We start from the raw sequence: 19265 nt of genomic DNA on the forward strand, positions 1-19265 counted from the left end.
GTGGGGTCGCCGGGGCGACGCGGAAGTCAGGGCACGACGACGAGGCGGCCGGATGCCCGACCGTGCCGCAGGTCCTCGTACGCCGCGAGGACGTCGTCGAGGTCCCGCACCTCGACGACGGCCGACAGCCCGCCGGCGGCGGCCAGGTCGAACACGGCGTCGAGGTGGCGATGCGGGCCCCAGAACGGCGCCTCGACCCGCCAGCCGCGCGGCACGGAGCCCTTCTTGTCTACGGTCAGCGCGCCCCCGGCGGACCCGACCACCACGAGGGCCGCGCCCGTCGCCATCATCAGACGTGCGGCATCCAGCGTGTCCGGGGCGCCGACGAAGTCCAGGACGAGGTCGGCGCCGGTGTCCCCGGACAACCGGCCCACGAGTTCGCGGGCGGCGTCCACGGAGTCGACGGCGTGGTGCGCGCCCAGCCTCAGGCCGAGCTCGCGGGCGGACTCCCGCGGGTCCACGGCCACCACGACCTCGGGCGAGCGGGAGGCCAGCACCTGCAGTGCCAGGTGGCCGAGCCCGCCGATACCGACCACCACCACGATCGCGCCGCTCGGGTCGACAGGCTGTGACACCACGGCGTGGTAGGCGGTGAGCCCGGCGTCGGTCAGGGGGGCCAGCGCGGGGCCGCCCGACGGATCGACCCGGACCAGGTGGCGTGCGGAGGGCACCAGCATGAAATCGGCCAACCCGCCGTCGTACCCGGTACCGCCGCCGATCGGACCGGTGAGCTGGACGCAGTAGTTGTCCCGACCGCTGCGGCACTTGCGGCAGTCGCCGCACGACCAGACACCGTGGACCCCGCAGGTCGCGCCGATCCACCCGGAATCGGCGCGGTCGCCCACGGCGACGACGGTGCCCACGACCTCGTGACCGAGGGTGAAGGGCAACTCGTACGGCAGGACCCCGTCCGCGGAATCCATGATGTGCAGGTCCGAGTGGCACAGACCCGCGGCGTCGACGCGGAGCAGCACCTCCCCGGGGCCGGGTCGGGGCACGGGAACCCGGTCGAGCGTGGGGGCACTGCCCCAGGAGTGCAGGCGCACCGCCCGCATCGTCTCCGGGATCTCCCCCGTGTTCTCAGCCGGCCCGGCGTCCTCCACCGACCCGGCGTTATCCACCGACCCGGCGTTCTCCGCAGCCCCGGTGGTCATCGTGCCGTCCACCCGCCGTCCACGGTGAGGACGTGACCGGTTACGTAACTGGAGGCGTCCGAGGCGAGGAACAGCACGGCTCCGTCGACCTCTCCGGCCTGCCCGCCGCGGCCCAGCATCGAGTTGCGACGGACCCAGCCCGCCGACTTGTCATTGGCGAACAAGCCGTCGGTCATCTCGGTGTCGAACCACCCGGGGACCACGGCGTTGACCCGGATCCCCTTGCGGCCCCACTGCCCCGCGAGCTCGCGGGTGGTGCCGATGACCGCGGACTTGCTCGCCGCGTATCCGGCGCCGCCGATCGGCGCGGTCGAGACCAGTCCGATCACCGACGAGACGTTGATGATCGACATCGGCCGGTCCTCGGGCCGTGCCTTGACCGCAGCCACCGACAGGTGGAAACCCGAGGTCAGGTTCACGCGCAGGATGTCGTCGAACTCCTCGGCGCTCTCGGACAGGGCGTCGGGAGGGCCCGGCCGACCCGCGTTGTTCACCAGGATGTCGACCCCCCCGTTGATCTGGGCCGCGACGTCGATCAGGCGCTGGCGGTCCCCGGGGACCGTGATGTCGCACTCCACCGGGACCACGCCCGGCAGGTCCGCGGCGAGCGCCGCGAGGCGGTCCGCCCGGCGCGCGGCGGCCACGACCGTGGCGCCGGCCGCGGCCAGCGTGCGGGCGAACCCGTCGCCCAGCCCGGAGGACGCACCGGTGACCACGGCGACCCGGCCGGTGAGGTCGAACATTTCTGCTGGAGTGGCCATCAGTACACCGCCGTCCGTCCACCGTCCACGGGGATCAGTGCACCCGTGGTGTATCCGGCCTGATCGGAGGCCAGGTGCACGACCATGCCCGCGAGCTCGCGGGGATCGCCGAGGCGACCGGCTGGCAGCCTGCCCACGACCAGCCCGAGGAACTCCTCGTCCCAGTCCGCGGCCATGTCCGAGGCGAAGGCACCCGGCATGATGCAGTTCACGCGCACGGAGGGCGCGTACTCCTGGGCGAAGGCCCGGGTCAGCGCGTTGAGACCGTTCTTGGAGGCGGCGTACGTCGCTTCCGGCGGGCTCGGCCGCTCGGCGCCGATGCTGGAGATGTTGATGATCGAGCCGCCCCCGGCCTTGACCATCCGGTCCCCGGCCACGGCCATGAGGCGGAACGGGCCCTTGAGGTTGACGTCGACCGTCTTGGTGAACAGCGCCTCCGACACCTCCAGGGCGGAGGGGGCGAGCGGCGCGATCCCGGCGTTGTTGACCACGATGTCGATCGAACCATGGTCGGCGATGATCCTGTCGACCGCGGGCTCGATGGAGTCCCAGTCCCCGACGTGCAGGGCCAGCGGGTGCGCGGGCGTCCCGGTGGCCTCGGAGATCTCCCGGGCCACGGCCTCGCACTGGTCAGCCTTGCGGCTGGAGACGATCACCGTGGCTCCGGCCTCCGACAGTGCCAGGGCCGTCGCCCTGCCGAGCCCGCGGGTCGCGCCCGTGACGAGCGCGACCTTACCGGCCAGGAGGGTGGACTTCTCGCTCATGATCAGGCCTCCGTCGCGGTGGGGGTGTACTTCTTCAGCTCCAGGCGGGCCATGGTGCGCAGGTGGACCTCCGTCGGGCCGTCCGCGATCTGCAGCGCCCGCGTCAGTGCGTAGAACCGGCCCAGCACGTTGTCGTCGCTCACGCCGGCGGCGCCGTAGGTCTGCACCGCGCGGTCGACCACCTTGTGGGCGGTCTCCATCGCGGACACCTTGATCGCGGCCACCTGCATCCGTGCGGCGGCGTTGCCCTGGGTGTCCATCAGCCACGCGGCTTGGAAGGTGAGCAGGCGGATCTGGTCGATCTCGATGCGACTGCGGGCGATCCACTCGCGGACGACCCCCCGCTTGGCGAGCGGTTCGCCGAACGCGATCCGGTCCTGTGCTCGCTGGCACATCATCTCCAGCGCCCGCTCGGCGATGCCGATGCCGCGCATCGCGTAGTGCATCCGGCCCGGCCCCAGGCGGCCCTGGGCGATCAGGAAGCCGTCGCCCTCCTGACCGAGCATGTTCTCGGCCGGCACCCGGACGTCGGTGAACGTGACCTCGCCGTGGCCCAGCCGGTCGTGGTAGCCCAGCATCGGCAGGTCGCGGACGATCTCGATGCCCGCGGCGTCCGTCGGGACCAGGATCATCGACTGCTGGCGGTACGCGGGGCCGTCCGGATCCGATTTGCCCATGACGATCATGAGCTTGCAGTCGGGGTCGAGCACGCCCGAGGAGTACCACTTGTGGCCGTTGATCACGTACTCGTCGCCGTCACGCAGGATGGTGGTGCCGATGTTCCGAGCGTCCGAGCTCGCCACGTCCGGCTCGGTCATCGCGAACGCCGACCGGATCTGGCAGTCCAGCAGCGGCCGCAGCCACTGCTGCTTCTGGGCCTCGGTGCCGTACATGGCGAGGATCTCCATGTTGCCGGTGTCCGGGGCCGAGCAGTTGATGGCCTCGTTGCCGATGATCGAGCGGCCGACGATCTCCGCCAGCGGTGCGTACTCGAGGTTGGTCAGCCCGGCGCCCAGCCCGTCATGTGCCATGAACAGGTTCCACAGCCCCTGCTCGCGCGCGGTGGCCTGCAGGTCGCGCATGATCTGCGGCTGCTCGTGCCGGTTGTCGTTCTGGGCGATCTGGCTGTCGTACACCTTCTCGGCCGGGTACACGTGCTCGTCCATGAACGCGTACAGCTTCTCGGCGAGCTCCGCCGTGCGGTCGGAATAGGCGAAATCCATCGTGTTCTCTCGTTTCTGGGGTGTGCGCGTCAGGCCAGCCGGGCGATGCCGGTGACGATGAGCTGGCGGATGGTCTCGGGCAGGAGCTCCTGCGCGGGGTCGTGGTGCCGACCCTCGCGGTGCCGCCGCAGGTTGTGACCCATGATGGCCGCCATCTTGAACCGGCCCAGGGCGTCGAACCACGTGAAGTCCGTGAGCGCGCCGGCAGCGGCGGAATAGATGTCGATGAGCTCTTGGGGCTCGGGCAGCCCGGCGACCTCGCGGCCCACGCCGGGGAAGTTGGTGCCGTCGGCGAAGACCAGGAACCACCCGAGCTCCACCCGCGGGTCACCCGGGCTCCAGATCTCCCAGTCGATCAGGGCGGCCGGCTCGGTCCCGTCGCAGAGGATGTTGCCCAGCCGGTAGTCGCCGTGGACCAGCACCGGGTCGACCGGCTCGGGGATCGCCGCGGTGAGCAGCGTCTCGAGCCTGTCGGCGTCGGGGACCAGCTCGGGCGGGACCGCGCCCATCGTGCGGACCCAGCGTGCGAGCTCGTCGGCCGGGGAGAGCACCTCGCCGTCGACGGGCAGCGAGTCCAGCGGCACCGCGTGGAGCGCGGGCAGGATCTCCGCGGCCCGCCGCATGCGTGCGGCGGCCAGGGCCGGCTCGACCGCGGGGTCGTCGAGCACCGGTTCCAGGGACTCCCCGCGCACCAGGTCCATCGCGAACCAGGCAGGCGCCTGGTCATCGGTGGCCCGGATGGCGGGGACCGGGACGGCGGTGTCGGCGAGCGCCGACATGATGCGGGCCTGTCGGAGCATGTCGTGTCGCCCGACGGCCTTCTGGCCCGGCGGCACCGACTTGATCACCAACTCCTCGGACGCGCCCGCGATGCGGTAGGTCAGCCCGGAGTGGCCGCCCAGCATGGGATCGAGCGGCCCGAACGGCCCCTGCACCCCCTGCGCCTCGAGCCCGGCGATCACCCGGTCGCGCAACTGCGACTCGTGGGTTGCCGTGTCGTTCGTCGTCTCGGTGGTCGTCATGGCCGTGGCTCCCGGGGAAGACCGAGCACACGCTCGGCGAGGATGTTGTGCTGGATCTCGTCGGTTCCGCCGGCGATGCGGTAACCGGGGGCGCCGAGGACGTGTTCGGTCCACGCCCAGGTTCCCCACTTCTCGCCGCGGAGGGTCAGTTCGGGGCCGAGCAGTTGCCGGACCGTCTCGGAGGTGCGGGCCATGGTGTCCGTGGCGAGCAGCTTGCCCACCGACGCCTCGGGGCCGGGATCGAGCCCGGCGCCGACGGCGGCGGCCACCCGCATGCCCACCAGTCGCTGCACGAAGCTGCGGGTGACGAGGTCGGCGACCGCGTCCCGCTCCAGCGCGTCGAGCTCGCGGCCCGCGTTGCGGGCCAGCTCGACGGCCTGGTCGGCGTTGTCCAGACCCAGGTTCCCGGAGTCCAGCCGCTCGGCCGCGAGGACGGTGAGGGCGACCTTCCAGCCCTGCCCGACCGGGCCCAGCCGGTACCTGTCGTCCAGCTCGACGTCGTCGAGCAGGACCTCGTTGAAGGAGGTCCCGCCGGTCATCTGGCGGATGGGGCGGACGGTCACCCCGGCGGCGTCCATCGGGACGATGAAGACGGTGAGCCCCTGGTGCTTGGGCACGTCCGGGTCGGTGCGGCAGACCGCGACGCCGTAGTCGGACACCCCGGCGCCGGAGGTCCACACCTTGGAGCCGCTGATCACCCAGCGGCCGTCCTTCTCCACGGCGCGCGTGCGCACCGCGGCCAGGTCGGACCCGGCTTCGGTCTCGGAGAACAGCTGGCAGGCGATGACGTCGGTCCGCAGCATCGCCCGGACGTACTCCGCCCGCTGCTCCGGCGTCCCCCACTGCGCGATCGTCGGGGCGATGAGCTGCTGGGTCACCGGGAACATCTCGGTGCGCTGCGGGAGGTCGTAGTCCGCCTCGAGGCGCCGGAAGGCCAGGTCGTAGGCGATCGGGAGGTCCCTGCCGCCGTACTCGGGCCCCCAGGTGACGGCGCCGAAGCCGGCGTCGAACTTGGCCTGCTCGTAGGTGCGTCGGCGGTCGGTCTCCGCGCGCTCCTGCTCGGCGGTCCAATTCTCGAACACCACGACGGCATCCGAACCCTCGCCCCAGGGGCGGGACTCGCGGGGGCTCGCGACCGACTCCAGCCACTGGCGGGCCGCGTCGAGGAAGCCCCGGAGGCCGTCCTGCTGATCAGTACCGTGCTGGTCGGTGGTGGCGCCGGTCATCGTCGGCCTCTCTCCAGGACGGTGCAGGCGCTGATACCGGGCGCGCCGTACACGTGGGTGAACCCGAGCCGCGGGTCTCCGGGGACCTGGCGTTCGCCGGCCTCCCCGCGCAGCTGGGTGACGATCTCGTAGACCTGGCGCAGGCCGGAGGCGCCGATGGGCTCCCCGTTCGCCAGGCACCCGCCGTCGGTGTTGACGGGCAGGCGACCGCCGATCTCGGTCTCGCCGCGCTCGAGCATCCCCTCCTGCTCGCCGTCCTCGCAGAAGCCGCACTCGGCCAGGTGCATGATCTCCGCGCCGGACTCGGTGTCCTGGAGCTGGGCCACGTCGATGTCGGATGGGGACACGCCCGCGGTCTCGAACGCGCGGCGCGCCACCTCGGTGCTCACACTGCTGGGCTCGCCCTCGCCCTGGACGGACGGGGCGAACACCTCGAAGGTCCCGAACGGCCTGGTGCCGGTGGAGACCGCGCGGACGGCGACCGCGCGTCCGCCCATCCGGGCCGCGACAGACTCGGACGCGAGCAGGATCGCGGCCCCGCCCTCCCCCGGGTTGCAGAACATGAACTGGGTGAGCGGGTCGTTGACCATCGGGGACGCGAGGACCTCCTCGAGCGTCTTGGGATCGCGCCGCCAGGCGTTCGGGTTGATACTGCCGTTGCGGTAGGCCTTCTCCGCCACCCGCGCCAGCGTGGTCTCGGAGATGCCGTGACGGGCCATGTACCGCGTGATCTTCATGGCGAAGAACTGGGTGGTGACCATGAGGCCGTGGGTGCCGTAGCCCTCGGTGAGGCCCCACTCCTCCGGCTTGGGGTCGAACGCGCCCCGGGGGTGCTTGTCGAACCCGACGGCGAGCGCCACCTCGGCCGCGCCGGAGCGGATGGCGTTGACGGCCGAGACGAGGGCACTGCCCCCGGTCGCGCAGCCGTTCTTGACGTTGGTGAAGGGGATGCCGGTCAGGCCCAGATCCGCGACGAGCGTGTCCGCGAGGCCAGAACTGTCACTGCCGCCGAAGGCGATCTGGACGTCGGACCACTGCAGGCCCGCGTCGGCGAGGGCGGTCCGGATGGCGGTGACGGCCATCTGACGACCGGTGACCCCGTCCTGGCGGCCGAACTTCGACAGTCCGGCGCCGACGATGTGCACGTCCGACATCAGACCTCCTCCTCGTTCGTGGTGGCGGCGTTCGTGGTGGCGGCGAGCGCGAAGCTCGGGACCGGGTCGGACCCGACCAGGACGACGTCCCGGCCGATCAGGTCGGTCGGCGAGGTCCCGTCCAGCAGGGCCTCGACCTTGACGCCCTCGGGGAGTGCGACGTATCCGACGGCGTAGGGGCGGAAGCCCCCGGCCGGCGGCACGTACGGCGGCGACTTCGGGGGGAACCGCTGGATGGTCGCGGTCCACACCGTGCCGGTGGTGGACAGGTCGATCTCGGTGGTCTCGGACCCACCGCAGCGCTGACAGCTCACGGAGGCGGGAAACGCCACGGTCGTGCAGTGCTCGCACCGACTCCCCCGCAGCCGCGGTGAGAGGTTCTGGTTCTCGGTCATCGTGTGCACTCCTGGCTTCCGTAGAATTTTCCCGCTCCGTGATCAGACCGTCAGATCAGCGGCCGACCCACTTGGGCTCGCGCTTCTCGAGGAATGCCTGGACACCCTCCTTGCCGTCCGCCGACTGCAGCGAGTTACCGACTGCGAAGTGCTCCATGATCATGAGCGACTTGATGTCGGCGTCCAGGCCCTGGTTCACGGCCATCTTGGTCAGCTTCATCATGAACGGGCTCTTGTCGGTCAGGGTGCCGACGAACGCCTCGACGGTCTCATCGAGCTTGTCGGCGGGGGCCGAGTCGTTGATGAGGTCGAAGTCCTTGGCCTCCTGGCCCGAGAGCAGCTTGCCCGTGAGCATGAGCTCCTTGGTCTTGCGCAGGCCGATCATCCGCGGGAGGCGGTAGATGGGGCCGGCGCCACCGAAGAGGGCGCGACGGATGTGGAAGTCGCCGATCTTGGCGTCGTCCGAGGCGATCGCGAAGTCGCACGAGATCATGAGCTCGAAGCCACCGGCGGTGACGTAGCCCTCGAGGACGGCCACGGACGGCTTGTTCATCGAGTAGAGGCGGTCGCACACCTGGGCCGAGAGGACGCCGACGTCCATGGCGTTGGTGGTGCCGACGAAGTCGCCCAGCAGCTCGTTGAGGTCGAAGCCCGAGCAGAACTGGTTCTCCACGCCGCGGAGCACGAGCACCTTGAGGTCGGGATCCGCGTCGACCTCCTTGATGATCTCGTCGAGGCGGTGGAGCAGCTCCACGGTGACGGCGTTCTTGACGTGCGGGCGGTTGAGCCACACCCGGGCGACGTCGCCGTCCTTCTCCAACAGCACGTGATCGGTCTGAACCATGATCTTTCCCTTTCGTGGAACTTCCTGAACTGGATTCAGTTCATGTCTACAGGGTCGTGATGGGCTAGTCAACCTTTTGGTTGAACTAAGTTCAATTTGGTCTCTAACGGGCCGATTGTGGCCGGTCAGACCTCTCAGGCGGGCTGCTCGAGGGGATAGATCTTCAGGCTCTCGGAACGGAAGCTGATGACGACGGGCTCGCCCCTCTTCGACCGGCGGAGCCAGTCGCCGTGGACCGCGGCGGAGGCCCGCAGTCGGTACTCCTCCGACCCCGACCCGACCTGGACGTCGTAGTACCGCCCGCCGAACTCCGCGGACAGCAGCGTGGCGTCCAGCGTGATCTCACGCGAAGAGACGTCCTCGCCCGGCCCGTGGAGGGTGATGTCATCCGGCCACAGCCGTGCGGACACCGCGCGGTCGTCGCCCATGTCGCAGCGCAGGGGCAGTTCGGTGCCGGCCGCTGTGGTCCATTCCAGCCCGGAACGGTGGAGCTCGAGCCGGTTGGACATCCCGATGAAGTCGGCCACGTACTCGCTGCCCGGATGATCGAACACTTCCTGGGGCGTCGCGAGTTGCTCGATCTTGCCCTGCTTCATGATGGCGAGGCGGTCTCCGAGCGCGAACGCCTCGGAGTGGTCGTGGGTGACGAAGACGGCGCCGAAACCCAGCTCGTCGTGCAACCGACGGATCTCCGTGCGCACCTGGTCACGCAGCAGCGCGTCGAGGTTGCTGAGCGGCTCGTCGAACAGGACGAGGTCCGGCCGCGCCGCCATCCCGCGGGCCACGGCGATCCGCTGCTGCTGACCACCGCTCAGCTGCGAGGGATAACGGTCGAGCAGATGGCCGCAGTCGACCATGTCGGCGGCCTGCTCCACCCGTCCGGCGGCGAGCGCCTCCTTCATCTTGCGGGCCTTGAGCGGATACGCGATGTTCTTCCGCACCGTCATGTTGGGCCACAGGGCGTAGGACTGGAACACCATGCCGATGCTCCGCTTGTTGGGCGGCACGTTGACCCGGCCGTCCGCGTCGAACATCGACTTGCCGTCGAAGCTGATCGACCCCTTCTCGGGGGTCTCGAGGCCGGCGAGACAGCGCAGGGTGGTGGTCTTGCCACACCCACTCGGCCCGAGGAGGACGAGGAACTCCCCGGCGTCGATCTCCAGATCCAGTTCGTCGACCACGGTATTGGTTCCGTACGTCTTGGTGAGACCGGAGATCTCGATTTTGGCGGTCATTGGTCTTCCTCACATTCTTGCCGGCGAAGACGCTCGGCTGGGCGATCTCGGAACAGGGCGGGCGCGCACCCGCGGGGCGACGTCACAACTTCTCCAGGACGTTGCGGCCGCCGATCAACATCGCTACGGCGACGCCGGCACCCGTGACCGCCGACATGAGGATCGCCATGGCCGCCACGAGCGTGTAGGAGCCGTTGCTCCAGTGGTCGTAGAGCAGCGTGCCCATCACCTGGGTGGTCGCCGAGCGGACCATCAGCGATGCCGCGAACTCGTGGGTCAGGAGGATGAACATCAGCGCGATCGAGCTGAGGATCGTCGGCCGGAGCATCGGGAGCGTGACCCTGGCCATCGTCGCCAGCGGGCCGGCGCCGGAGACCGCGGAGGCCTCCTCGTACTTGTCGCCCATCGAGATGAGGGCGGTCAACTGCATGCGCGTGGCGAACGGGATCATCAGCACCACGTACACCAGGACGATGACGGCCTTGGTGCCGTAGAGGATGAACGGCGGTTCGGTGTAGGTGAGCAGGAACCCGACGCCGAAGATGACGGCGGGGATGCCCATCGGCAGGGCCGTGATGAGGTCGGCGATCGTGCGCAGGATGGGCAGGTCCTGCCTGCGCACCATGAGGTTCGCGACACCGAACCCGATGGGCACGCAGATCAGCACGGCGATGATCGACGTCGTCACACTGGTGACGACCGAGTCGACGATGCCCGGGGTGGTGAGGAGCGCCTGGTAGTTGGACAGGGTGAACAGGTCCAAGGAGAGCTCGCCCGACCAGTACGGCGTCAGGGACACGATGATCACTCCGGCCAGCGGGAGTACCAGCGCGACGAGCCCGTACAGGGCGACGATCACGGCGGCCCAGCGAGAGGTCCCGCCGACCGGGGAGAAGGACTTGCCACCATGGGTGACGAACCGGGTCTGGTTCCCCAGCAGTGCCCGCTGTCCGAGGACCACGAGGATGCCCATGACGACCAGCGGGGATCCCGCTGCCGCCGCCGCGCCGAAGTTGATGGGCGACTCGGAGGCCCGGAGGTACATCTCGGTGGCGAGCACCTTGACGCCCTCGTTCTGACCCAACAGCAGCGGGGCGGTGAACTGACCGAGTCCCAGCAGGAGGGCCACGCCCGCGCCGTAGACGAGCGACGGGCGCAGGAGGGGAAGGACGATCTTGAAGAACGTCCCGATGGTCGTGGATCCGCTGATCTGCGCGGCCTCGAGGTGCTCACCGCTGATGTTCTGCATGCCGGTGCTCACGAAGAGGTACACGAACGAGGTGAGGCTGAAGCCGGTGATGATGATGATCCAGGTGGGGCTGTACACGTTCACCGGGCCGGACTGCAGGTCACTCCACCAGGGCAGCATCCGCAGCAGGATGTTGATGTAACCCGGGCCCGGGGAGAGCAGGAACGCGAATCCCACGACGTTGGCGACCGACGGGATGACGATCGGCAGGATCGGGACGAGGCGCAGGAAACCCATGCGGCGCGGCAACCGTGTGGTCGCGAAGGCGAGGACGGTGCCGCACACCATCGCGATCACGAGGGAGAAGAACGCGAGCGCCGCGGTGGTCTGCAGGGTGTCGAGGATGTCGGCGCGGCCGTACTGCGAGCGGTAGCCGCGCGCACCGTTCTCGAACGCCAGCGACTGGAGCTTGATGAGCGGCCAGACGACCAGGTACCCGAGAACGAGAACCAATGGCAGGTAAATCAGCCGGTGTCGCCACATCGTTCGCGAACCTGGACTTCTCATTTCGATCGCACCTCTGCTGGTTGTAGTGCGCCGGGGTTGGTGCCGGCCGCGGATGACCGGCCCGTGACGCAGGTGTACTGCGCCACGGGCCGGTGGGGTGTCACCGCTGGAACGTCTGCTCCCACTGGGCCTGGAACTCCTCGACGGACTCGGGATCGAGCGTGTCGGGATCGCCCAGCTCCACGTCCTGCGCTGTGACGGTGGACCCTTCCACCCCGGTGCCCGGGATGTTCGGGAGGACCGAGAGGTAGTCGGCCGAGATGGCCTCCTGCCCCTTGGGCGAGATCAGGAAGTCCGCCAGCAGCTGCGCGGCGTTGGGGTTCGGGGCCGAGGCCAGCACGTGCGAGTACCACGGCACGCCCCACGGCTTCTCGGGGAGCGCGAAGTCGACCGGCGCGCCCTTCTCCTGCTCGGTCAGGATGTTGCTCGCCGCCATCGGCGCCGCCCACACCTCACCGGAGGCCAGAGCCTGGGTGATCCCCACCGCGCTGGGGTAGACGCGCGGCTCGGCGCCGGCCAGACGGTCCAGGAAGTTGTCGCCGTAGTCCACGTCGACCTTGCGGTACATGTCGACGTAGGTAGCGATGCCGTTCGGGTTCTGGATCCCGACCTTCCCCTTCAACCGGGGCTCGAGCACGTCGTCCGGCGAGGACAGCCCCTCGGGGACCTGCTGGGTGTTCCAGCCGAGCCCGAAGACCGTCGCGCTGGTGAGGAAGAACTTGTCCTCGAGGACACTCTCAGCCGCGTTGTAGTCCGGGTTCTCCAGTGCGGGCGCCACGACCTCGGCCGAGTACTCGGTGTCGAAGCTGCGGTTGATCCACCCGGCATCGGTGGTCATGTGGACGTCGGCGACCCCGGAGCCCGTGGAGTTCTCCACCTCGATCTTCGGCAGGATGTCGGCGTCGGTGCCGCGGACGTAGGTGAGCGTGATGCCGGGGTACTCCGCCTCGAACGCCTTCTTGAGCTTCTCGAGGTTGTCCGGGGAGTGCGTGGAGTAGATCGTGACGCTCCCCTCCTCCTGGGCGGCCGTGACGATCTCGTCCCACGAGCCCGCGAGCTCCGAGTCGGAGCCGCCGCCCGCGCTGCAACCGGTCAGGACGAGTGCAGCGGCGGCCGCACCGGCGACCGCGACCTTGATTCTGGAAAGCCTCATCTGTTCCCCTTCTAGGGCGACCCCGGTTCCGGGACCGAACTGAACTTGATTCAAGTGAACTATATGGCGGAGATCACCCGTATGCAACAGGTCACACCTGTGAACTTCCGGGGGCCCACTTTCGGGGACCCGCTCCGCAGCTCAGCGGATGAACTTCTTCTCCCAGCCCGCCACGTACTCCTCCACGGCGCTCGCCTCGAGGGTCTCCGGGTCGGCCAGTTCGATGTCCTGGGCCACCACGTCGGAACCCGGGACCCCCGTACCCGGGACCCCGGGCAGCACCGCGATGTAGTTCCTGGACAACGCCTCCTGTCCCGCCGGAGTGATCATGAAATCCGCGAGCAGTTGGGCGGCGTTCGGGCTCGGGGCAGCCGACAGGACGTGTGAGTAGAACGGGATGCCGATGGGGTTCTCCGGGAGCGCGAAGTCCACCGGCGCCCCCTTGTCCCGCTCCGCCAGCACGTCCATCGACGCACCGGGCGCGGCCCAGATCTCCCCGGAGGCGAGCGCCTGCGTCACGCCCGGGCCACTGCTGTAGATGCGTGGTCCGGCCCCGGCGAGGCGGTCGACGAAGCCCGCGCCGTAGTCCACGTCCATCCGCCGATAGATATGCACGACCGCGGGGAAGCCCGCGGGGCTCACGACGCCGACCTTGCCGTCGAAGCGCGGGTCGAGCAGGTCCTCCGGCGACGCCAGGCCCTCCGGGACGTTCCGCGTGTTCCACGCCAGCCCGATCGAGGTGGCGCTGCTGACGAAGAACGTGTTGTCGAGCACGCCGTCCTCCGCCCGGTAGTCCGGAGCCTCCAGCGCGGGCGCCACCACCTCGACCGAGTAGTCGCCGGAGTCGAGACTGCGGTGGATCCACCCGGCGTCGGTGGTCATGTGGAGGTCGGCGACGCCGTTGCCCGTCCGGTTCTCCACCTCGACCTTGGGGATGAGGTCGGAGTCCGTCCCGCGGACGTAGGTCAGCGAGATCCCGGGGTACTCGGATTCGAACGCCGCCTTGAGCGCCTCGAGGTTGGCCGGAGCGTGGTTCGAGTAGATCGTCACACTGCCCTCCTCTGAGGCGGCGGCCACGATCTCGTCCCACGAACCCGCGAGCTGCGACTTCTCACCGCCGCCCGAGCCGCAGCCCGTCAGGACGAGCGCGGCGGCCACCACCCCGGCTACCGCTGTGGCACTTCTGGTGATCCTCATGAAAAACCCCTTCCGGGCCCCGAGAGTCCATTGAATTGAACTCATTTCAATGAGCCTATATGAGCCAGGTCACAGCGCCGGGGTTTCCGCGATACCGGGAATCCCGGCGCGGTTCACACGGGGCGACTCACACGGTGAAGCGCCCGCCGTTGCTCAGCAGAACCGCGCCCACGACGTTCGAGGCCTGATCGGACGCCAGGTAGAGGATGCTCTCGGAGAGCTGCTCCGCAGTGGCGTAGCCGAACGCGCTGCCCTCGTTCATCCGCTTGCGCACGGACTCGGGCGTCCGGGCGGCCATGGCGGTGTCCACGGGGCCCGGGGCCACGGTGTTCACCCGGATACCAAAGTGGACGACCTCCTTGGCCACGGACTGGCTGAGCGCGTGAACGGCCGCCTTCGAGGAGGCGTAGTGCGGGTACCCCACGAGGGTGTCGAACGCGGCCGACGACCCCACGGTGACGATCGCGCCTCCCCCGCCGGGCCGCATCGCCCGGACGGACTCGCGCAGGATGTGGAAGGTGCCGTCCAGGTTCACGGCGTGGATCCGGCGCCACGTCGAGTCCTCGAGCCGGGACAGGACGTCCACGGGCTCGCCGGTCTCGGCCGCCTCGTAGATGTGACTCTTGGCCACGGGGTCGTCGACGCCCGCCGCATGGACCACCACGTCCACCCTCCCGTCCTGCGCCATGATCGTGGCGAAGAGCTCGCGGACGGCGTCCGGGTCGGCGACGTCCACCCCGTGTGCGGCGCCGCCGATCTCCTCGGCGACCCGCTGGGCCGCCTCCTGCGCCAGATCCACCACATGGACCCTGTGCGCTCCCTCGGCGGCGAGTTGCCTCGACACGGCGGCGCCGATGCCGGACGCGGCCCCCGTGACCACGGCCACCTTCCCCGCGAACCTGCTCTGCTGTCCTGTAGTCGTCATCTCGGTGTCCTCTCGTCGACTTTCACGTATGGCCTTGTCTGGTGGTGCATCAGATCGTCACCGTCACATCATCACGACGAGGCGGCCGGTGACCTTCCCGTCCCGCAGCCGGTCGATCCCCTCGGCTACCTGCTCGAACGTCAGCCGCTCGACGGCCGGGACGATGCGGCCCTCGGCCAGGTAGCGGTAGACCGAGGCGATGTCGGCCCGGGTGCCGCCGGAGGAGCCGCGGATGACCGCCTTCTGGTGGATCACGTCGGCGGTGACGAGCTGACTCGTGTGCGCGCCCATCCCGATCATCACCACGACGCCGCCCACGCGGATCGCCTGGACCGCCGCCTGCGCGGTCGCGGTGAACCCGGCGAAGTCGATGACGGCGTCCAGCCCGCGCCCGGCCAGGTCCGCGGCGTCGGCGACCACCTCTACCGCGCCCAGTTCCTCACCGAGCCGGCGCGCGTCCGGGCTGGGATCGGCGGCATGGACCTCGGCGCCCAGGAGCACCGCGATCCGTGCCCCGATCTGGCCGAGCCCGCCGAGCCCGATGATGCCCACCCGGTCCCCCGCGGTGACCCCGGCGACCTCGACGACGCCGTGGTGCGAGGTCATCCCCGCGTCGGTGCCGAGCGCGCCGAGCTCGAATGACATGCCCTCGGGCAGCGGGACGAGGTCGCCGACGGGGGCGACGTGGAACGCGGCGTAGCCACCATCACGGCCGTAGCCGGGCACGGTCGCGCCGAGGGGGTGCACACCCACGCGGTCGCCCACCCGCGCGCTGTCGACCCCGGGCCCGAGCGCGACCACGTCACCGGCGATCTCGTGCCCCAGGGTGATCGGGCAGCGGTGAATGTTCGCCGCCCAGGACGGCTCGTCGAGCTCACCGACGTCCGAGTGACACATCCCTGCCGCCCGGACCCGGATCAGGACCTCCCCGGGCCCCGGCTCGGGGACCGGGACGACTGACAGGGTGAGTGGATTGCCCGTGCCCGTCCACTGCCAGGCCCGCATCTCGGCGGGGATAGAGCTGTTGTCCATGAGTCCTCTTCTTCGTTTGAGCTGGGCCGGTGAGCCCCGCCGCGGGTGTGAGATCTGCGGGCGTCAGATCTTCGGGCGTCAGATCTCCGCGCCGGTCCGGTAGCCCTCCGCGATGGCGTGGCTGATCCGCCGGGGCGTCAGGCAGTCCCCGATCACGCTGACGTCGTCGCGTCGTCCCAGCGCCCGGGCGAGTCCGTCGACCGCGGCCCGGGGCCGGTGCCACACCACGAGGTCGGCGTCGAGCGCCGTGACCTCGCCGCCGAACACCGGAACCAGGCGGCCGACCTCGTCGTCGTCGTCGGACCCGGGCAGTTCCAGGCCCGTGGCCACGTGGAACCGCGCGCCCCCGTCGCCCAACCGGCCGAGGAGCGGGCCGACGCTCTCCGCGGGGACCCGGGAGGCCAGAGCGGTGAGGGGCGTGACGACCCGGGTGTCCCACCCGCGGCCCGCGAGCGCCTCGGCCGCGCTGTAGGCCGGCCAGAAGCCGTCGCTCTCGTCGAAGACCACCGCCCTGCCGGGCGTGCCCGGGATCCGGCCCAGGAGCACGTCGTCGACCGTCACGACGGCGGGTCCGGACGTGGAGCCGGGGAGGGTGCCCGGGACGGGGCCGGGCACGGAGCCAGGCCGCGAGCCGGTGGCGACGACGACGTGGTCGGCCATCGCCAGGAGCTCGGGGAGATCGTCCTCGCCGATCTGCGCGCCCAGATTGACGTCCACCCGCAGTCGGCGCATCTCACCCGCCAGGTAGTCGACGATGTCGATGATCGTGGCGCGGTGCGGGGACCTGGCGGCCACGCCGACGGCACCCCCCAGTTCGCCGGAGGCCTCGAACACCGTGACCTTGTGCCCGCGGCCGGCGGCCACCCGCGCGGCCTCCAGGCCGGCGGGCCCGCCGCCGATCACGACGATCTCCTTGGCCGCCGCGGCGCGGACGCCCACCCCGGGGTGTCGACCGCGCCCGACCTCGGCGTTGACCGCGCAATGCAGGTGCGGATCGAAGGCACGGCAGTCCTGGTTGATCCCCAGGCATCCCCGGATCTCGCCCAGTCGCCCCTCGGCGGACTTGTTCGGCAGGTCGGGGTCGGCGATGAGCGCCCGGGCCATCCCCACCAGATCGGCCTTGCCGCTCTTGACGATGTGGTCGGCGGTGGCGGCGTCGCGGATCCGCTGCCCCACCAGCACGGGCAGTCCGGTCTCCGCGCGGATCCGGGCCGCCGAGTCGACCGCGACGGCGTCCGGGCTGGTGGCGTCCTTGACGTACTTGCCGCGCGTGCCGTGGGTGATGCTGAAGTAGTGAACAGATCCCGACGCGGTGAGGTGCCGGGCGATCCGCACGCAGTCCTCGATCCCCATCCCGCCGGGGATCTCCTCCTCGCCGCTGAGCCGCACGCCCAGGACCATCCCGTCGGGCATCGCCGCGCGCATGGCGGCCACGACCTCGTCGAGGAACCGCATGCGGTTCGCGAACGATCCGCCGTAGTCGTCGGTCCTCCGGTTGGTGAGCTCCGACATGAACTGGGCCGGCAGGTACCCGTGGGCCGCGTGGATCTCGGCGCCGTCGTACCCGGCCCGGGCGAGGTTGGCCGCGGAGACGCCCCATCCGTCGACGATGTCGCGGATCTCCTCCACCGACATCTCGTGCGGCGGGTAGGCGTCGCGCACGGTCTTGACCGGCGACGGCGCGCTGGGCGGCGAGTCCGACTCGCCGCCGATGAACTCCCGACCCAGGTGGCACAGCTGCCCGATGATCTTGGCGCCGTGGCGGTGGACCGCCGCCGCCTTCTCCGTCAGGGCGGGGACCACCTCGTCGATGTAGGCCTCGACGAGTTTGCGGGACCGCAGCGTGGTCGAGGGGTGGACCACGGTCGCCCCGCCGACGATCAGGCCGACGCCCCCCGCCGCGAGGCGCTCGAAGTGCTCCTGGTCCCCGTGGGTCGGTACGCCGTCGACGGCCATGGAGGTCCCCGCCGGCAGCGCGACCAGACGGTTCCTCAGGGTGAGCGGTCCGAGCGAGAACGGGGAGAAGGCGTGGGGGAATTCGGTGGTCACGGGGGCGTCCTCTTCCTAGAGCGGCGAGTGGCTGGGCCGACGGCCGGGTTCAGTGCGGGGTCGCGGCGTCGCCCGCGCGCAGTCCGAACACCAGGGCGGGGGCCAGGCCGCCGGCGTAGGCGCGGCGATACACCCCGCCGGTGTCCGAGCCCGCGGCGAGCAGGCCGGGGATCGCCGTGCCGTCCGCGCGCAGGACCGAGGTGTCCTCGCCGATCCGGATCCCCACGAACGGGAACGTCACGGCCGGGCTGGTCTCGATGATGTAGTACGGCCCGCGGTCCAGCGGGGTGAAGTCGTACTCGCGGGGCGGCACGACCTTCTGTCCCGCGGCATTGATCCGGCGGATCTCGTCAGCGATCTTGGCGCCGTCGTACCCCCACTCCTCGGGGAGGTACTCGAACTCCTCGAGCGTCTCCGCGAGTCCGCACCTACCACCGCGCTTGGACGCCTCGGTGTACTTGTCGATCGCGACGGCGCCCTCGACGTAGGAACCGCAGATGTAGTCGCGGTACACCCGCTCGTCCGCCACCAGCAGGCCGCGTGCCTCGGGCTGCTCCATGAGCGCCATCGCCGTGAGGTGGTCGCCCTGGGTCTCGTCGACAAAGCGCTCGCCCTCGAGATTGAACAGCAGCGCGTGCTCGGAGTAGTAGAGGGAGATCCCCACGAAGTCGCCGGAATCCCGGAATCCCATCCCCGACGGGATGAGGTGGCCGTAGAAGCCCGCGTCCTCGAAGCCGATCGCGGCGTCCACCGACTCCGCCAGCGCCAGTCCCCCACCGTCACTGTTGGGGTTGGAGCGGAGCGGGAACTGCGAGGCCAGCGGGTGCAGGTGGCGCTCGACCAGTTCCGCGCTGGCCTGGAACCCGCCGGTGGCCAGGAGGACGTTGCGTGCCCGCAGCTCGCGGACCTCGCCGTCGTCGAACCGGACAGTGGCCCCGACCACGGCGCCGGCCTCGGTGACGAGCCCCAGCACCTCCGCGCCGGTGTGGATGGTGTTGCCGGCGGCCTTGATCTCGCGCGCGCAGGCGTCGAGGTACTGGTTGGTGTCGAAGGCGTGTCCGATGCCGTAGCGCAGGACCGGGACTCCGTCAGCGCACTCGACCCCCCGACCGCGGATCCAGTCGAGGCCGGCGGCGAAGTCGTCGACGACGGCGTTGCGCAGGGACTCCTCCCCATGGGGGTTGATCTCCGCCATGATCTGGCGGGTGGGTGCGGTCCAGGCATAGCCTGCGAATCGCGCGGACCCACCGAGCTCTCTCCCCTTCTCGACCACCGCGACGCGGGCGCCGCGCTCGGTGGCGCGGGCGGCGGCGGTGAGGCCGGCCATGCCGGCACCGATGACGAGAAGATCGACGGCGTTCTCCATTGGGGCTCC

Annotated in this window: 17 protein-coding genes; all 17 read right to left on the bottom strand. The window is 70.2% G+C overall.

From position 1 onward, the window contains the following. Positions 1-26: 26 nt before the first annotated feature. A complete protein-coding gene (locus tag R4P08_RS15435) occupies positions 27-1154 on the bottom strand; it encodes an alcohol dehydrogenase catalytic domain-containing protein (protein ID WP_317814781.1) in 1128 nt (375 codons plus the stop codon). Continuing rightward, the gene (locus tag R4P08_RS15440) at positions 1151-1915 is read right to left on the bottom strand and encodes an SDR family NAD(P)-dependent oxidoreductase (protein ID WP_317814782.1); all 765 of its coding nucleotides are present in this window, start codon (positions 1913-1915) and stop codon (positions 1151-1153) included. The genes R4P08_RS15435 and R4P08_RS15440 overlap by 4 nt, the downstream gene beginning before the upstream one ends. Next, complete coding sequence (locus R4P08_RS15445; RefSeq protein WP_317814783.1) at positions 1915-2679, bottom strand: glucose 1-dehydrogenase; 765 nt, start codon at positions 2677-2679, stop codon at positions 1915-1917. The genes R4P08_RS15440 and R4P08_RS15445 overlap by 1 nt, the downstream gene beginning before the upstream one ends. A 2-nt stretch (positions 2680-2681) precedes the next feature. Continuing rightward, positions 2682-3902 carry an acyl-CoA dehydrogenase family protein gene (locus R4P08_RS15450; protein WP_317814784.1) on the bottom strand — a complete coding sequence of 407 codons (1221 nt, stop codon included), beginning with the start codon at positions 3900-3902 and terminating at the stop codon, positions 2682-2684. 29 nt (positions 3903-3931) lie between these two features. Next, positions 3932-4924, bottom strand: a complete 993-nt coding sequence (locus R4P08_RS15455; protein WP_317814785.1) for a phosphotransferase family protein — start codon at positions 4922-4924, stop codon at positions 3932-3934. Next, entirely contained in the window at positions 4921-6150 is a 1230-nt protein-coding gene (locus R4P08_RS15460) for an acyl-CoA dehydrogenase family protein (RefSeq protein WP_317814786.1), read from the bottom strand. Before R4P08_RS15460 ends, R4P08_RS15455 begins: the two co-directional genes overlap by 4 nt. Next, positions 6147-7304 (bottom strand): thiolase family protein, encoded by a 1158-nt coding sequence (locus R4P08_RS15465; RefSeq protein WP_317814787.1) that lies wholly within the window; start codon positions 7302-7304, stop codon positions 6147-6149. The genes R4P08_RS15460 and R4P08_RS15465 overlap by 4 nt, the downstream gene beginning before the upstream one ends. Next, the gene (locus R4P08_RS15470) at positions 7304-7699 is read right to left on the bottom strand and encodes a Zn-ribbon domain-containing OB-fold protein (protein ID WP_317814788.1); all 396 of its coding nucleotides are present in this window, start codon (positions 7697-7699) and stop codon (positions 7304-7306) included. Before R4P08_RS15470 ends, R4P08_RS15465 begins: the two co-directional genes overlap by 1 nt. A 55-nt stretch (positions 7700-7754) precedes the next feature. Further along, positions 7755-8543: an enoyl-CoA hydratase/isomerase family protein gene (locus R4P08_RS15475; RefSeq protein ID WP_317814789.1), complete on the bottom strand. Its 789-nt coding sequence runs from the start codon at positions 8541-8543 to the stop codon at positions 7755-7757. A 134-nt stretch (positions 8544-8677) separates the two neighbouring features. Then, positions 8678-9778 (bottom strand): ABC transporter ATP-binding protein, encoded by a 1101-nt coding sequence (locus R4P08_RS15480; protein WP_317814790.1) that lies wholly within the window; start codon positions 9776-9778, stop codon positions 8678-8680. 82 nt (positions 9779-9860) lie between these two features. After that, entirely contained in the window at positions 9861-11534 is a 1674-nt protein-coding gene (locus R4P08_RS15485; RefSeq protein WP_317814791.1) for an iron ABC transporter permease, read from the bottom strand. A 100-nt stretch (positions 11535-11634) separates the two neighbouring features. Continuing rightward, positions 11635-12687, bottom strand: a complete 1053-nt coding sequence (locus R4P08_RS15490) for an ABC transporter substrate-binding protein (RefSeq protein ID WP_317814792.1) — start codon at positions 12685-12687, stop codon at positions 11635-11637. A gap of 141 nt (positions 12688-12828) precedes the next feature. Continuing rightward, complete coding sequence (locus R4P08_RS15495) at positions 12829-13884, bottom strand: ABC transporter substrate-binding protein (protein ID WP_317814793.1); 1056 nt, start codon at positions 13882-13884, stop codon at positions 12829-12831. Positions 13885-14011: 127 nt separating this feature from the next. Next, complete coding sequence (locus R4P08_RS15500; protein WP_317814794.1) at positions 14012-14809, bottom strand: SDR family NAD(P)-dependent oxidoreductase; 798 nt, start codon at positions 14807-14809, stop codon at positions 14012-14014. Between the two features lie 63 nt (positions 14810-14872). Further along, the gene (locus R4P08_RS15505; RefSeq protein ID WP_317814795.1) at positions 14873-15841 is read right to left on the bottom strand and encodes an alcohol dehydrogenase catalytic domain-containing protein; all 969 of its coding nucleotides are present in this window, start codon (positions 15839-15841) and stop codon (positions 14873-14875) included. Positions 15842-15919: 78 nt separating this feature from the next. Then, positions 15920-17890, bottom strand: a complete 1971-nt coding sequence (locus R4P08_RS15510) for an FAD-dependent oxidoreductase (protein ID WP_317814796.1) — start codon at positions 17888-17890, stop codon at positions 15920-15922. 49 nt (positions 17891-17939) lie between these two features. After that, the gene (locus R4P08_RS15515; protein ID WP_317814797.1) at positions 17940-19256 is read right to left on the bottom strand and encodes an FAD-dependent oxidoreductase; all 1317 of its coding nucleotides are present in this window, start codon (positions 19254-19256) and stop codon (positions 17940-17942) included. Between the last annotated feature and the right edge of the window lie 9 nt (positions 19257-19265).

The sequence above is a fragment of the Rhodococcus sp. IEGM 1408 genome, assembly GCF_033142235.1.
Classification (GTDB): Bacteria; Actinomycetota; Actinomycetes; order Mycobacteriales; family Mycobacteriaceae; genus Dietzia.